The organism is Burkholderia sp. LMU1-1-1.1 (assembly GCF_040675865.1).
GTDB lineage: Bacteria > Pseudomonadota > Gammaproteobacteria > Burkholderiales > Burkholderiaceae_D > Rugamonas.
This window is the reverse complement of the sequence record NZ_JBEGHG010000011.1, coordinates 97599-111569: the sequence shown is the minus strand read 5'-3', so window position 1 is coordinate 111569 and position 13971 is coordinate 97599. Positions and strand designations below refer to the sequence as shown.

At 62.0% G+C, this 13971-nt stretch carries 16 protein-coding genes; 14 read left to right on the top strand and 2 right to left on the bottom strand.

Going from position 1 to position 13971, the window contains the following annotated elements; translation table 11 throughout:
• Positions 1-3: 3 nt before the first annotated feature.
• From MRBLMU1_RS11595 to MRBLMU1_RS11580, 4 genes are read left to right on the top strand one after another with little or no spacing between them, the layout of a single operon-like run.
• Positions 4-933, top strand: a complete 930-nt coding sequence (locus MRBLMU1_RS11595; RefSeq protein WP_363501260.1) for a branched-chain amino acid ABC transporter permease — start codon at positions 4-6, stop codon at positions 931-933.
• Between the two features lie 9 nt (positions 934-942).
• Positions 943-2160, top strand: coding sequence for an ABC transporter permease subunit (locus MRBLMU1_RS11590; RefSeq protein ID WP_363501257.1), 1218 nt, complete (start codon positions 943-945; stop codon positions 2158-2160).
• Between the two features lie 10 nt (positions 2161-2170).
• Entirely contained in the window at positions 2171-2941 is a 771-nt protein-coding gene (locus MRBLMU1_RS11585; protein ID WP_363501254.1) for an ABC transporter ATP-binding protein, read from the top strand.
• A gap of 11 nt (positions 2942-2952) precedes the next feature.
• Positions 2953-3675 carry an ABC transporter ATP-binding protein gene (locus tag MRBLMU1_RS11580; RefSeq protein ID WP_363501251.1) on the top strand — a complete coding sequence of 241 codons (723 nt, stop codon included), beginning with the start codon at positions 2953-2955 and terminating at the stop codon, positions 3673-3675.
• A 148-nt stretch (positions 3676-3823) separates the two neighbouring features.
• Here MRBLMU1_RS11580 and MRBLMU1_RS11575 read toward each other — a convergent pair whose 3' ends face one another.
• Positions 3824-4384, bottom strand: a complete 561-nt coding sequence (locus MRBLMU1_RS11575; protein ID WP_363501248.1) for a phasin family protein — start codon at positions 4382-4384, stop codon at positions 3824-3826.
• A 350-nt stretch (positions 4385-4734) separates the two neighbouring features.
• On the opposite strand from MRBLMU1_RS11575, the gene MRBLMU1_RS11570 reads away from it, so the two are divergent.
• The 3 genes from MRBLMU1_RS11570 to pbpG all read left to right on the top strand — a co-directional run bounded on the left by MRBLMU1_RS11570 (position 4735) and on the right by pbpG (position 7612).
• On the top strand, positions 4735-5670 hold the full coding sequence (locus MRBLMU1_RS11570; protein ID WP_414646065.1) for a DMT family transporter: 936 nt from the start codon (positions 4735-4737) through the stop codon (positions 5668-5670).
• Positions 5671-5679: 9 nt separating this feature from the next.
• Positions 5680-6381, top strand: coding sequence for a nitroreductase (locus MRBLMU1_RS11565; RefSeq protein WP_363501242.1), 702 nt, complete (start codon positions 5680-5682; stop codon positions 6379-6381).
• 154 nt (positions 6382-6535) lie between these two features.
• Entirely contained in the window at positions 6536-7612 is a 1077-nt protein-coding gene (gene pbpG / locus MRBLMU1_RS11560) for a D-alanyl-D-alanine endopeptidase (RefSeq protein WP_363501239.1), read from the top strand.
• Here pbpG and MRBLMU1_RS11555 read toward each other — a convergent pair.
• Entirely contained in the window at positions 7594-8373 is a 780-nt protein-coding gene (locus MRBLMU1_RS11555) for an IclR family transcriptional regulator (RefSeq protein ID WP_363501236.1), read from the bottom strand. The genes pbpG and MRBLMU1_RS11555 overlap by 19 nt on opposite strands.
• A gap of 104 nt (positions 8374-8477) precedes the next feature.
• Between MRBLMU1_RS11555 and MRBLMU1_RS11550 the strand changes: the two genes are divergently transcribed.
• The 7 genes from MRBLMU1_RS11550 to cysW all read left to right on the top strand — a co-directional run bounded on the left by MRBLMU1_RS11550 (position 8478) and on the right by cysW (position 13970).
• Positions 8478-8861, top strand: coding sequence for a diacylglycerol kinase (locus MRBLMU1_RS11550; RefSeq protein ID WP_363501233.1), 384 nt, complete (start codon positions 8478-8480; stop codon positions 8859-8861).
• A gap of 98 nt (positions 8862-8959) precedes the next feature.
• Positions 8960-9961, top strand: coding sequence for a sulfate ABC transporter substrate-binding protein (locus MRBLMU1_RS11545; protein ID WP_363501230.1), 1002 nt, complete (start codon positions 8960-8962; stop codon positions 9959-9961).
• Positions 9962-9966: 5 nt separating this feature from the next.
• Positions 9967-10542 carry an RBBP9/YdeN family alpha/beta hydrolase gene (locus MRBLMU1_RS11540; RefSeq protein WP_363501227.1) on the top strand — a complete coding sequence of 192 codons (576 nt, stop codon included), beginning with the start codon at positions 9967-9969 and terminating at the stop codon, positions 10540-10542.
• Between the two features lie 43 nt (positions 10543-10585).
• The gene (locus MRBLMU1_RS11535; RefSeq protein ID WP_315218777.1) at positions 10586-11224 is read left to right on the top strand and encodes a peroxiredoxin; all 639 of its coding nucleotides are present in this window, start codon (positions 10586-10588) and stop codon (positions 11222-11224) included.
• A gap of 91 nt (positions 11225-11315) precedes the next feature.
• Positions 11316-12089: a sulfite exporter TauE/SafE family protein gene (locus MRBLMU1_RS11530; protein WP_363501224.1), complete on the top strand. Its 774-nt coding sequence runs from the start codon at positions 11316-11318 to the stop codon at positions 12087-12089.
• A 179-nt stretch (positions 12090-12268) separates the two neighbouring features.
• Entirely contained in the window at positions 12269-13075 is an 807-nt protein-coding gene (gene cysT / locus MRBLMU1_RS11525) for a sulfate ABC transporter permease subunit CysT (protein WP_414646066.1), read from the top strand.
• A 1-nt stretch (position 13076) separates the two neighbouring features.
• Positions 13077-13970, top strand: a complete 894-nt coding sequence (cysW, locus tag MRBLMU1_RS11520) for a sulfate ABC transporter permease subunit CysW (protein WP_363501218.1) — start codon at positions 13077-13079, stop codon at positions 13968-13970.
• The last annotated feature ends 1 nt before the right edge of the window (position 13971 follow it).

The following is a 13971-nucleotide window of genomic DNA, read 5'->3' as shown; positions in this document are numbered from 1 at the left end:
TTAATGGATACTTTTATCCAACAAATCATAAATGGACTGGTGCTGGGCAGCATGTATGCACTGGTCGCGCTGGGCTACACCATGGTGTACGGCGTACTCAACCTGATTAACTTCGCCCACGGCGACGTGCTGATGGTCGGCGCCATGACCGGCCTGACCATCCTGAAATACCTCAACGAGTACGCGCCGGACTTGCCCGGCTACGTCAAGCTGGCCATCGCCATCGGCGGCGCCATCCCCGTCTGCATCATCGTCAACGTCATCATCGAACGTGTCGCCTATCGCCGCCTGCGCAACGCGCCGCGGCTGGCGCCCCTGATCACGGCGATCGGCGTGTCCATCCTGCTGCAAACCTTCGCCATGATGATCTGGACCCGCAACCCGTTGCCGTTCCCGCAGTTGCTGTCGTCCGAGCCGGTGGTGATCGGCGGCGCGCTCATTTCGCAGACGCAGATCCTGCTGCTGGTGCTGGCCGCCGTGTCGATGACCGGCCTGGTGCTGCTGGTGGAAAAAACCAAGATGGGCCGCGCCATGCGCGCCACGGCGGAAAATCCCCGCGTCGCCGGCCTGATGGGCGTCGACTCGAACAAGGTCATCGTCGCCACCTTCGCGCTCGGCGCGGCGCTGGCCGCCGTGGCCGGCGTGATGTGGGGTGCCAATTATGCTTCGATCCAGTTCGCGATGGGCTTCGTGCCCGGCCTGAAGGCCTTCTCGGCGGCGGTGCTGGGCGGCATCGGCAACATTTACGGCGCCATGATCGGCGGTATCGTGCTCGGCATTATCGAGAGCCTGGGCGCCGGCTACATCGGCGACCTGACCGGCGGCTTCCTCGGCAGCCACTACCAGGACATCTTCGCCTTCGTCGTGCTGATCCTGGTGCTGACGGTGCGTCCGTCCGGCATCATGGGCGAGCGCGTCGCCGACCGAGCATAAGGGGACATCATGGCTATTTTTAATTTCGACGTTTCCCGCAATCCGCGCAAGGCCTACGGCAGCATGGCCGTGGTCTTCATCGGCTTGCTGATCTTCCCGTTCTTCGCCGCGCAGTTCGGCAACTCGTGGGTCCGCATCATCGACATGGCGCTGCTGTACATCATGCTGGCGCTGGGCCTGAACATCGTGGTCGGCTTCGCCGGCCTGCTCGATCTGGGCTACATCGCGTTCTACGCGGTCGGCGCCTACATGACCGGCCTGCTGGCCTCGCCGCAATTCGCGTCGCTGCTCGAATCGGTCATCAACCAGTATCCGGTGCTGGGGGAATCGCTGGTCGCCATCCTGGGGCCGGAGATCCAGCAAAACGGCATCCACTTGTCGGTGTGGGTGATCGTGCCGCTGGCGGCCGCCACGGCCGGCCTGTTCGGCGCGCTGCTGGGCGCCCCGACCCTGAAGCTGCGCGGCGACTATCTGGCCATCGTGACCTTGGGCTTCGGCGAGATCATCCGCATCTTCATGAACAACCTGAACGAGCCGATCAACTTCACCAACGGTCCGCAGGGCATCAACCTGATCGATCCGATCCGGGTGTTCGGCGTCAACCTGGCGGGGGAGGCCGGTTCGCGCGCCACCGTCGTCATCGGCGGCTTCTCCATGCCGTCCGTGAACGCCTACTACTTCCTGTTCCTGTTCCTGTGCATCGCCATCGTGTTCGTCACGTCGCGCCTGCAGCATTCGCGCCTGGGCCGCGCCTGGGTCGCGATCCGCGAGGACGAGATCGCCGCGAAGGCGATGGGCATCAACACCCGCAACGTCAAGCTGCTGGCGTTTTCGATGGGCGCCTCGTTCGGCGGCGTCGCCGGCGCGCTGTTCGCGTCGTTCCAGGGCTTCGTGTCGCCGGAATCGTTCTCGCTGACCGAGTCGATCGCCGTGCTGGCGATGGTGGTGTTGGGCGGTATTGGCCATATCCCAGGCGTCATCATGGGCGGCGCGCTGCTGGCGGCGTTGCCGGAAGTGCTGCGCCACGTCGTCGAACCGCTGCAGCAAAAGCTGTTCGGCCACATCCTGATCGAGGCCGAAGTGCTGCGCCAGCTGCTGTACGGCCTGGCCATGGTGCTGATCATGCTCAACCGTCCGGCCGGCCTGTGGCCCGCGCCCAAGCATGAAGACCGTCCCGACAGCGATTCGGATACCAAAGATCAATCGTCCGGCACCGTGGCGGCCTGAGGAAGAAACAATGAGCGAACAAGTAATTCTCAACATCGCCGGCGTCAACAAGCGCTTCGGCGGCCTGCAGGCGCTGACCGATGTCGGCATCAAGATCCTGAAGGGCCAGATCTACGGCCTGATCGGTCCCAACGGCGCCGGCAAGACCACGTTCTTCAACGTCATCACCGGCCTGTACCAGCCGGACACCGGCACCTTCGAGCTGGCCGGCAAGCCGTATTCGCCGTCCGCGCCGCATGAGGTGGCCAAGGCCGGCATCGCCCGCACCTTCCAGAACATCCGCCTGTTCGGCGAGATGACCGCGCTGGAAAACGTCATGGTCGGGCGCCACGTGCGCTCGCACCAGGGTGTGTTCGGCGCCGTGTTCCGCCACAAGGCGGCGCGCGAGGAGGAGGCGAACATCCGCAAGCGCGCGCAGGAGCTGCTGGACTTCGTCGGCATCGGCCAGTTCGCCAACCGCACGTCGCGCTTCCTGTCGTACGGCGACCAGCGCCGGCTGGAAATCGCCCGCGCGCTGGCCACCGATCCGCAACTGCTGGCGCTGGACGAACCGGCCGCCGGCATGAACGCGACCGAGAAACTGGCGCTGCGCGAGTTGCTGGTCAAGATCAAGAACGAGGGCAAGACCGTGCTGCTGATCGAGCACGACGTCAAAATGATGATGGGCCTGTGCGACCGGCTGATGGTGCTGGAATACGGCAAGCCGATCGCCGAGGGCCTGCCGGCGGAAATACAGAGCAACAAGGCGGTCATCGAAGCCTATCTGGGAGGATCGCACTAATGAGCGGTAATGTGAGCGCAAATGTTCTAAAAGTATCGGGACTGAAAGTCGCATACGGCGGCATCAAGGCCGTCAAAGGTATCGACCTGGAAGTGAACAAGGGCGAACTGGTGGCGCTGATCGGCGCCAACGGCGCCGGCAAGACCACCACCCTGAAAGCCATCACCGGCACCTTGCCGGCCTGTAAGGTCGAGGGCACGATCACCTACGAGGGCGAGTCGCTGAAAGGCAGCAAGTCCTTCCATCTGGTGCAGAAGAAGCTGGCGATGGTGCCGGAAGGGCGCGGCGTGTTCACCCGCATGTCGATCCAGGAAAACCTGATGATGGGCGCCTTCACCCGCAACGACAAGGCAGGCATCGAGGCCGACATCGCCAAGTGGTTCGACGTCTTCCCGCGCCTGAAGGAGCGGGCGGCGCAGATGGCCGGCACCCTGTCGGGCGGCGAGCAGCAGATGCTGGCGATGGCGCGCGCGCTGATGTCGCATCCGAACTTATTGCTGCTGGACGAGCCGTCGATGGGGCTGTCGCCGATCATGGTCGAGAAGATTTTCGAAGTGATCCGCAACGTCTCGAAAGAGGGCATCACCATCTTGCTGGTCGAGCAGAACGCCAAGCTGGCGCTGCAGGCCGCGCACCGTGGCTACGTCATGGATTCGGGCAACATCACGATGACCGGCAACGCCCGCGACATGCTGGACGACCCACGGGTCAAGGCGGCCTATCTGGGCGAGTAAATATCCAGCCAAGCACGCCAAATAAGCGGCCAAAAAAAAGCCCCGGCACGGGCCGAGGCTTTTAAGGACATCCGTCAGGAGGAAACCACGGATGCCGAGGAGACCGCAGAACGGGCACCGGCGCCTTGGCGCCGGCCGCTATTCCTGATTACTTGCGTGCCGGAGCGACCTTGGCGGCGGCTGCCGAGAACTGGTTCACGGCTTGGGCAACGTTGCTTTCGATCGACTCGGCAGCTTGCTTGGCGGTTTTGCTGAACTGCTCGTAGCCGGCGTTGGCGTTGCCAATGGCCGATTTGAACAGGGCGATGGCGTTTTCGCTGCCGGCCGGGGCGTTCTTGCTCACTTCTTCCACCAGCGAGATGACTTTGCGGTTGGTTTCGGCGATCTGGGTTTCGGCGGCTTTGCTGAACTCGGCGCTGGTGCTTTGGGCGATGTTCGCCAGGTGACGACCGTAAGCGATGGTTTTTTCAGCGGTCGGCTGGGCCTGAGCGGATGCCAGCGAGAAGAATTCTTGCGGATCTTTTGCCGACAGCAGTTGTTTGGTGGTGATCGACGACTCTTCCAGCGATGCCTTGGCGGCGGTCAGGTTCAGGTCGACAAACTTCTCCACGCCTTCAAACGCCTTGTTGGTCAGGGCCGAGAAGATAGCGAACTGCGCTTCAAAGTTGGCTTTGGTCGCATTGGAAAATTGCTCAGGGATTGAAAACATTTAACTCTCCAGGAAAATAGTCATTAATTGGATACTGCCGTTCTACCTCGGCGAGAAACAGAACATCCACGTTTCAAACCGATCAAATTGTGCAACGCAACAAAGACGATTTTACGGCGTTGGAAAATTAAGTCAAGCGATTTTTTGTGCGTTGCGTCAAGGCATGAAACATCGTTTTGAGGAAGCATTTCCCAGGTAAAACTTATTGCGGTGCACCGTAAGACATGGCGTGGTTGCTTGCTGTGAAGCCCACGCCGGTGCCGAAACGCCCGCCGTGATAGACTCGGCGGACCCTGAACCGGTGCCGTTTTGCGGCCCCCGGTTTCCTTTCAGCCAGCTAGTCAGTTTTCATGCCCGATACCCCGACCGCCGTTCCAGCCGCAAAACCGCCCGTCCCGCCAGCGGCGCATGCGACTTTTCTGTCGCCCATGCCGTTGTTTTTTGTACTCTTATGGAGCAGCGGCTTCATCGTGGCGAAGTTCGGGCTGCCGTACGCGCCGCCGCTGACCTTCCTGCTGATGCGTTTTCTGGGCGTGCTGGTGTTCCTGGTGCCGCTCGTCCTGCTGCTGCGGGCGCCTTGGCCGCGCGGCAAGATGTGGCAGGTCGCGCTGGCGGGCGTGTTGGTCCAGGCCGGTTATCTGATCGGGGTCTGGTGCGCCATCAAGCTGGGCATGCCGGCCGGCTTGTCGGCGCTGATCGTCGGCATGCAGCCGATCCTGACCGCCTTCGCCGCGCCGCTGATCGGCGAGAAGGTGTTGCCGCGCCAATGGCTGGGGCTGTTGTTCGGCATCGGCGGCGTCGCGCTGGTGGTGGCCGCCAAGATCAAGCTGACCGGCCTGTCGGTCGAGGCAATCGCGTTGTGCGTGCTGGCGCTGCTGTCGATCACGGCGGGCACCATGTATCAGAAACGCCATTGCCCGCAGTTCGACTTGCGCACAGGCACGGTGATCCAGTTCGTCGCGTCCACCGTCGTGGTGTTGCCTCTGGCTATCATATTTGAAGGCTGGACTCCGGAGTTTGCTGCGGTGCAGTGGACCCCCCGCTTCATCGGTGCGTTGCTATGGTCGGTTCTGGGCCTGTCGATTGGCGCCATCTTCCTGCTGTTCGCGCTGATCCGGCGCAGCGACGCCACCCAGGTCACCAGCCTGATGTATCTGACGCCGCCCACCACCGCCGTCATGGCCTGGCTGATGTTCGGCGAAGTGTTCAATCTCCTCGGCGTGGCGGGCATGGCGCTGGCGGTCACCGGGGTGTTTTTCGTGGTCAGTAAGAGCAAACCCAACTAGCGAGGACACATGATTTCCACTCCCGAACAGCAGGCGGTCGATGCCGCGATCACGTCGCGCCGCTCGATCCGCGCGTATACGCCCCAACCCGTGGCGCGCGAGGACATATTGCAAATCCTGCAGGTGGCGGGCAGGGCGCCTTCGGGCACCAACACGCAGCCGTGGAAGGTGTATGTGCTTGAAGGCGAACGCAAGCAGGAGTTGTCTTCGGCGATTCTGGCCATACATAACGATCCGGAGCAAGCCAGGCTGCACACCGAGGAGTACGCGTATTACCCGAGGGAATGGGTCTCGCCGTATATCGACCGCCGCCGCAAGGTCGGTTGGGATTTATATGCCTTGCTCGGGCTTACCCGCGACAACAAGGCCGGCATGGCGGCCCAGCATGGGCGCAACTATGAGTTTTTCGGTGCGCCGGTCGGGCTGATCTTCACGATCGACAGGATCATGGAGCAGGGCTCGTGGCTCGACTACGGGATGTTCTTGCAGAGCGTCATGGTGGCCGCGCGCGGGCGCGGACTAGATACTTGTCCGCAAGCCGCCTTTACGCAGTATCATCGGGTGATAGGTTCTGTCCTGAACATTCCCGAGAACGAAACCGTGGTCTGCGGCATGGCGCTCGGTTACGCCGATATGACGAAAATCGAGAATTCTTTGATCACCGAGCGTATGCGTGTCGAAGAATTTGTTAAATTTGTCGTTAAGGACTAGCTTGCATGAACGCTTAGCCAAGGTTGGCAGAGTCGTATTGCAGATCCGCAACCAAAGATGCTGTCGGGGATAATTTAGCTTGCGCTCGCTCACCATTTTGCTACACTGCAACAGTCGATTGTGAAATCCGGCTTTTCTTCTTTTGGGGATACGAATGTATAAACTAGCGTTAAGTGCGCTCATTTCGCTGATGTTTGCATCCGCCGGCATGACTGCCGCCCAGGCTGCGACCGCCAACACCGCCGCGCCGAAAAAAGCCGTGGTCAAGAAGGCCAAGGCCCGCCAGACCGTCCGTCTCGCCGCCGTCGATTCCGGCGACCGCGTGGTCAAGCGCGTGACCAAGGTCAACGGCCGCCGCAAGGTGGTTTATCAGCGCCTCATTACCGCCGCGCCGGCCATGCCGACCATGGGCGACCTGGCCGGCTTGAGCGCGACGCACGATCCGCTGGACCTCAAGTCCAACGTGGCGCTGGTGCTGGACCAAGCCAACTCGGAAGTGCTGTTTGAAAAGAATTCCAACGTCGCCTTGCCGATCGCCTCGATCACCAAGATGATGACCGGCCTGGTCGTGGTGGAAGCCAACCAGGACATGGACGAAGTGCTGACCGTGACCGACGAGGACGTCGACCGCGAAAAATTCAGCAGCTCGCGCCTGCGCGTCGGCGCCCAGCTGACCCGCGCCAACATGCTGCATATCGCCCTGATGAGTTCGGAAAACCGCGCCGCTTCGGCACTCGGCCGCAGCTATCCGGGTGGCAAGCCAGCGTTTGTCGAGGCGATGAACGCCAAGGCCCGCGAACTGGGCATGACCGACACGCATTATGTCGATTCCAGCGGCTTGTCGAAAATGAATGTGGCCAGCGCACGCGATCTGGCCAAGCTGGCGATGGCGGCCTACCAGCATCCGATGCTGCGCCAGTTCTCCACCGATTCCAAAGCCATCGTCGAAGCCAACGGCCGTCCGATGCAGTTCGGCACCACCAATCACCTGGTGGCCAGCCCCGACTGGGCGATCGGTCTGCAGAAGACCGGTTTCATCAATGAAGCCGGCCGCTGCCTGCTGATGCAGGCCGTCATCGAAGGCCGTTCGGTGATCATGGTGTTCCTCGATTCCAAGGGCAAGCAATCGCGTACCGCCGACGCCGGCCGCATGCGCACCTGGCTGCAGGCGCTCAAGCCCGCCGCCCTGACCAACAGCGGCAGCTCGCCGGTTTATTCGACCGGCATGTAACCGAGCGTGGCGGAGATCTGGCTGGCGGTCGTCACCAGATCCTCCAGCCAGTCTTCCTGCAAGCGGTCGGCCGGCGCCGAGATCGACAGCCCGGCAATCAGCTTGCCGCTGTCGTCATGGATGCCGGCGGCCATGCAACGCACCCCCAGTTCCAATTCCTCGTTGTCGCGCGCGTAGCCGCGCGACTTCACCAGGCTGAGCTCGCGCTCGAGCTTGGACAAATCCGTAATCGAATTCTTGTTGTGCCCGGCCAGCCCGGTGCGCGTGGCGTAGGCGCGGATGGCCTTGGGCTCGTCGACCGACAGGAATAGCTTGCCGGTCGAGGTCAGGTGCAGCGGACCGCGGCCGCCGATCGCGCGCACCACCTGCATGCCCGAGCGTTCCGAGAAGGCGCGGTCGATGTAGACGATCTCGTCGCCCTGGCGCACCGACAGGTTGATGGTCTGCTGGGTCTTCTTGTGCAGCGCACGCATGAAATCGAGCGCCGCCTCGCGCACCGACAGCCGGCTCTTGACCACGTTGCCCAGTTCCAGCAGGCGCATGCCCAGGCGATAGGTGCCCGGTTCGATGCGGTCGACAAAGCGCGTGAGCACCATGTCGTTGAGGATGCGGTGCGCGGTGGAAGGGTGCAGCCCGGAAACCTTGGACAATTCCTTCAGGCTGACGGGATCGGGATACTTGGCGAGAGCGTCTAGTAACGCCACCATGCGTTCGATCACCTGGATAGTGGTCTTTTGCTCAGGAACGGTTTCGATTTTCATGATGTGGTTGGTGCGGTGCAGTATTCGATAACTACGTTATACCATAATGTGAAAAAAATGGGAATTGATGCATAATGCGTCATCTTTATCACGTTTTATCGTCCATGGAACCTGTCAGCGAATTCAAAAGCAAAAGCGGCCTGAAACGGATTTTGTCGGCTTTTTTCTACTCGATCGACGGCCTGAAATCGGCCTGGAAGCACGAACACGCGTTCCGCCAGGAACTCGGCCTGTGCGTCGCCGGCACCCTGGTCGCGCTGGCGCTGAAGGTGTCGGCGTTCGAGAAGCTGGTGCTGATCGCGGTGCTGGTGCTGGTGCTGATCGTCGAACTGATTAACTCCGCAATCGAGGCGGTGGTTGACCGGATTTCGCTGGAACGCCACCCACTGTCCAAAAATGCCAAGGACTTCGGCAGCGCGGCCGTGCTGCTGGCCTGCCTGCTGGCGGCGGCGACCTGGGCTGTGGTATTGTTCAACCGTTTTTACTAGTCCTATATAAGATTTTGGTATATGGAACTGATAAAAGCTTAGTTCTCATTTATAAGGGACGGCATTACTCTTTGGTCTAACACAACTAGGGGAAACAAATGCTGTCCAAAAAAATCATCGCCGCAGCCATTTTCGCCGCTACGGCCGCTTCATCCGTCATCGCCGCCGAAATCTCCCTGCTCAACGTCTCGTACGACCCGACGCGCGAGCTGTACCAGGACGTCAACGCCGCCTTCGCCAAGGAATGGAAAACCAAGACCGGCGATACCGTCAAGATCAAGCAATCGCACGGCGGCTCCGGCAAGCAGGGCCGCGCCGTCATCGACGGCCTGGAAGCGGACGTGGTCTCGCTGGCGCTGGCCTACGACATCGACGCCATCGCCGAGCGCAAGATCCTGGCGCCGGACTGGCAGAAGAAACTGCCGCACAACAGCACCCCGTACACCTCGACCATCGTGTTCCTGGTCCGCAAGGGCAACCCGAAGGGCATCAAGGACTGGAACGATCTGGTCAAGCCCGGCGTGGCCGTCATCACCCCGAATCCGAAAACCTCCGGCGGCGCCCGCTGGAACCACCTGGCCGCCTACGGCTACGCGCTGCGCCAGCCGGGCGGCACCGAGGCCAGCGCCAAGGAATTCCTCGGCAAACTGTATAAGAACGTGCCGGTGCTCGATTCCGGCGCGCGCGGCGCCACCACCACCTTCGTCGAGCGCGGCATCGGTGACGTGCTGATCGCCTGGGAAAACGAGGCGCTGCTGGCCATCAAGGAACTCGGCCCAACCAAGTTCGACATCGTCGCGCCGTCGGTCTCGATCCTGGCCGAGCCGCCGGTGGCCGTGGTCGACAAGGTGGTCGACAAGCGCGGCACCCGCAAGGTGGCCGAGGCCTACCTGAACTTCCTCTATACCGACGAGGCGCAGGAAATCATCGCCAAGAACTACTACCGTCCGGCCGTCGAGAAGGAGGCGAAGAAATACGCCGCCCAATTCCCGGCCGTGAAACTGTTCACGATCGCCCAGATCTCCGGCGACTGGGCCAAGGCGCAGAAGACCCACTTCGCCGACGGCGGCCTGTTCGACCAGATCTACCAGCCGAAGTAAGCGCCATGCCCGGCCTTAACACAGCGGATTTTCGTGTGCTGATCGCGCCGGGCTTGCATAACAGCGGACCGGATCATTGGCAAAGCCGCTGGCAGCGCCTGTTTCCCGCCTTCGAACGGGTCGAGCAGGAAGACTGGGAGGCGCCGGATCTGGCGCGCTGGTCGGCACGCGTCGACCGGCTGCGCCACACCAGAACCAAACTTGACGATCCGCGTCCAATCCTCATCGTCGCGCACAGCTTCGGCAGCCTGGCCACCGTGCACAGCGTGGCGCGCGATCCGTCCGGCGTGGCCGGCGTGCTGCTAGTGGCGCCGGCCGACCCGGACAAGTTCGACGTCGCCGATCAACTGCCCAAGCTGGCGTTGCCGGTGCCGTCGATCATGATCGGCAGCACCAACGATCCGTGGATGGCGGCGCCGCGCGCGGCCTTGTGGGCCGAGCGCTGGCGCAGCCAATTCATCGACGGCGGGCGGCTGGGACACATCAACGCCGAGTCCGGTCTGGGCGATTGGCCGGAAGGGCTGCAAATCTTGTATTTTTTGATAGATAAGGTGCAGAATAGAGCCCTCGCGGCGCATTGATCGCCGGTGCCCATTCAACCTGTAACAACTCCTGGAGACCACCATGACACTACGACTCGGCGATACCGCCCCCGATTTTGAACAAGACTCCTCCATCGGCAAGCTGAAGTTCCACGAATGGGCGGGCGATTCCTGGGTGGTGCTGTTCTCCCACCCGGCCGACTTCACGCCCGTCTGCACCACCGAGCTGGGCCTGACCGCCAAGCTGAAACCCGAATTCGACAAGCGCAACGTCAAGGCGATCGCGCTGTCGGTCGACCCGGCCGAATCGCACAAGGGCTGGATCGCCGACATCGAATCGACCCAGGACACCGTGGTCGGCTTCCCGATCATCGCCGACGAGGACCGCAAGGTCGCCACCTTGTACGACATGATCCACCCGAACGCCTCGACCACCGCCACCGTGCGCACCTTGTTCGTCATCGACCCGAACAAAAAGGTCCGCCTGAGCCTGACCTATCCGATGAGCACCGGCCGCAACTTCGACGAAGTGCTGCGCGTCATCGACGCCCTGCAACTGACCGACGCCTACACCGTGGCCACCCCGGGCAACTGGAAAGATGGCGACGACGTCATCATCCCGCTGACCGTGCAAGATCCGGAAGTGCTGAAGCAAAAGTATCCAAAAGGCTTTACCGCCGCCAAGCCTTATCTGCGCGTCACGCCACAGCCGAACAAGTGATCGGAATAAAAAGCGCATAAGCAAATAAGGATTGCGTTGTTTGGATATTTCCCTAGAGTAGGTACCCTGCGGGCTACTCTTGGGGAATTGCATGGATGTATCGTTTGTCATTTCAGGTTTCGCGGTGGGTTTATTGGTGGGCATGACCGGCGTCGGCGGCGGCTCGCTGATGACCCCGCTACTCACCTTGCTGTTCGGCGTCTCGCCGGCGGTCGCCGTCGGCACCGACCTGGCGTTCGCCTCGCTGACCAAGGGCGTCGGCACCTTCACCCACCGTCTGCGCGGCACGGTCCACTGGGACATCGTGCGGCGCCTGTGCATCGGCGCCTTGCCGGCCGCGCTGGTCGCCAGCCTGGCACTCAAGTACTTCGGCACCCTCAGCCCCGAACTGGGCCAGATCATCCGTTACACCATCGCCGGCTCGGTGCTGCTGACCGTGTGCGCGCTGCTGTTCCGGCGCAAGATGCTGGCCTGGATCAACGCTCATCCCGAGCGCCAGTTGACGGGCGGGGCGCTGACCGCCGCCACCATTTTCGCCGGTGCCGTGCTGGGCAGCCTGGTCACCATTTCCTCGATCGGCGCCGGCGCCATCGGCGCGACCGTGCTGGTGATGCTGTATCCGAAGCTGACGCCGGCCGAAGTGGCCGGCACCGATATCGCCTACGCCGTGCCACTGACGGCGATCGCCGCCATCGGCCACTGGTGGCTCGGCTCGATCGACTGGATGCTATTGCTGACCTTGCTGGTAGGGTCGCTGCCGGGCATCACCGTCGGCTCCTATTTCGCCAAGTCGGTGCCGGAACGCATGCTGCGCGGCCTGCTCGCTTTCATTTTGGTAGCGGTCGCGGCCAAACTCATATTCTGAGTAGCTATATAGCCGAATCGTCTAACCAAATGAAAAAAGCTTCGTTTGTAATATGACGCACAGATGAGATTATGCAGCCCTTATAGAAGAATTTGTAATAAGGGAGCAATTTCATGTCAGCAGTTCTCGCAGCGCCCGCCACGGCCCCCGTGGCCGCCAGGGGCGCGCCGTTCCGCGTGATGCCGGGCTTCCGGCTCTCGCTGGGATTCACCATTTTCTACCTGACCTTGATCGTGCTGATCCCATTGTCGGCGGTCTTCCTGAAGACCTTCACGATGACATGGGAAGGGTTCTGGGCCGCCGTCACCTCCGACCGCGTGATGGCCTCGTACCGGCTGACCTTTGGCGCCTCGTTGATCGGCGCATTTATTAATGTCGTTTTCGGCGGCATCGTCGCCTGGGTGCTGGTGCGCTACGAGTTTCCCGGCAAGCGCATCATCGACGCGCTGGTCGACCTGCCGTTCGCGCTGCCGACCGCCGTCGCCGGCATCACGCTGACCGCGCTGTACTCGGCCAACGGCTGGTTCGGCCAGTTCATCGAGGGCGTGCTCGGCATCAAGGTGGCGTTCACGCCGATCGGCGTGGTCATCGCGCTGACCTTCATCGGCCTGCCGTTCGTGGTGCGCACGGTGCAGCCGGTGCTGGAGGACGCCGAGCGCGAACTGGAGGAGGCCGCCGCCAGCCTGGGCGCCAACGCCTTCCAGACCTTCACCCGCGTGGTGTTCCCGACCATCATGCCGTCCTTGATGACCGGCTTCGCGCTGGCCTTCGCCCGCGCCACCGGCGAATTCGGTTCGGTGATTTTCATCGCCGGCAACATGCCGATGATTTCCGAGATCACGCCGCTGTTCATCATCACCAAACTGGAGCAATACGACTACGCCGGCGCCACCGCGATCGCGGTGGTGATGCTGGTCGTGTCGTTCATCATGCTGTTGTCCATCAACCTGTTGCAAGCTTGGGCTCGCGGAAAGTCGGGTAAATAATATGAGCGGACTGCCTCCCGTCCCGGTGCGTCGCGGCGAACTGCCGTCGGCCCCGCAAATCCTCGAACCGCTGTGGGTGCGCGGCGTGCTGATCGCCATCGCGCTGACCTTCCTGACCCTGTTCCTGTTCGTGCCCCTGGTGGCGGTGTTCGCCGAGGCGTTCCGCAAGGGCTGGGAAGCCTATGTGGCCGCCATCGTCGAGGAGGACGCGATCTCGGCCATCAAGCTGACCTTGATCACGGCCGTCATCGCCGTGCCGCTGAACCTGGTGTTCGGCGTGGCCGCCTCGTGGTGTATCGCCAAGTTCGAGTTCCGCGGCAAGAGCTTCCTGCTGACCCTGATCGACCTGCCGTTCTCGGTATCGCCGGTGATCTCCGGCCTGATCTACGTGCTGCTGTTCGGCGCGCAGGGCTGGATGGGACCGTGGCTGCAGGAGCACGACATCAAGATCCTGTTCGCCGTGCCCGGCATCGTGCTGGCGACGATCTTCGTCACCTTCCCCTTCGTCGCGCGCGAGCTGATCCCGCTGATGCAGGCGCAAGGCAGCGAAGAAGAAGAGGCAGCCATCGTGCTGGGCGCCTCCGGCTGGGACACCTTCCGCCGCGTGACTTTGCCGAACATTAAGTGGGGCCTGCTGTACGGCGTGATCCTGTGTAACGCTCGTGCGATGGGCGAGTTCGGCGCGGTGTCGGTGGTGTCCGGCCACATCCGCGGCGAAACCAACACCGTGCCGCTGCAGGTCGAGATTCTGTACAACGAGTACAACTTCGCCGCCGCCTTTGCCGTGGCGTCCCTGCTGGCCTTGCTGGCGCTGGTGACGCTGGCCCTCAAATCCTTTATCTCTTGGCGCTTGAACGAATCGATCGCCGATGACGCACGTTCCAAGGAGCACTGAC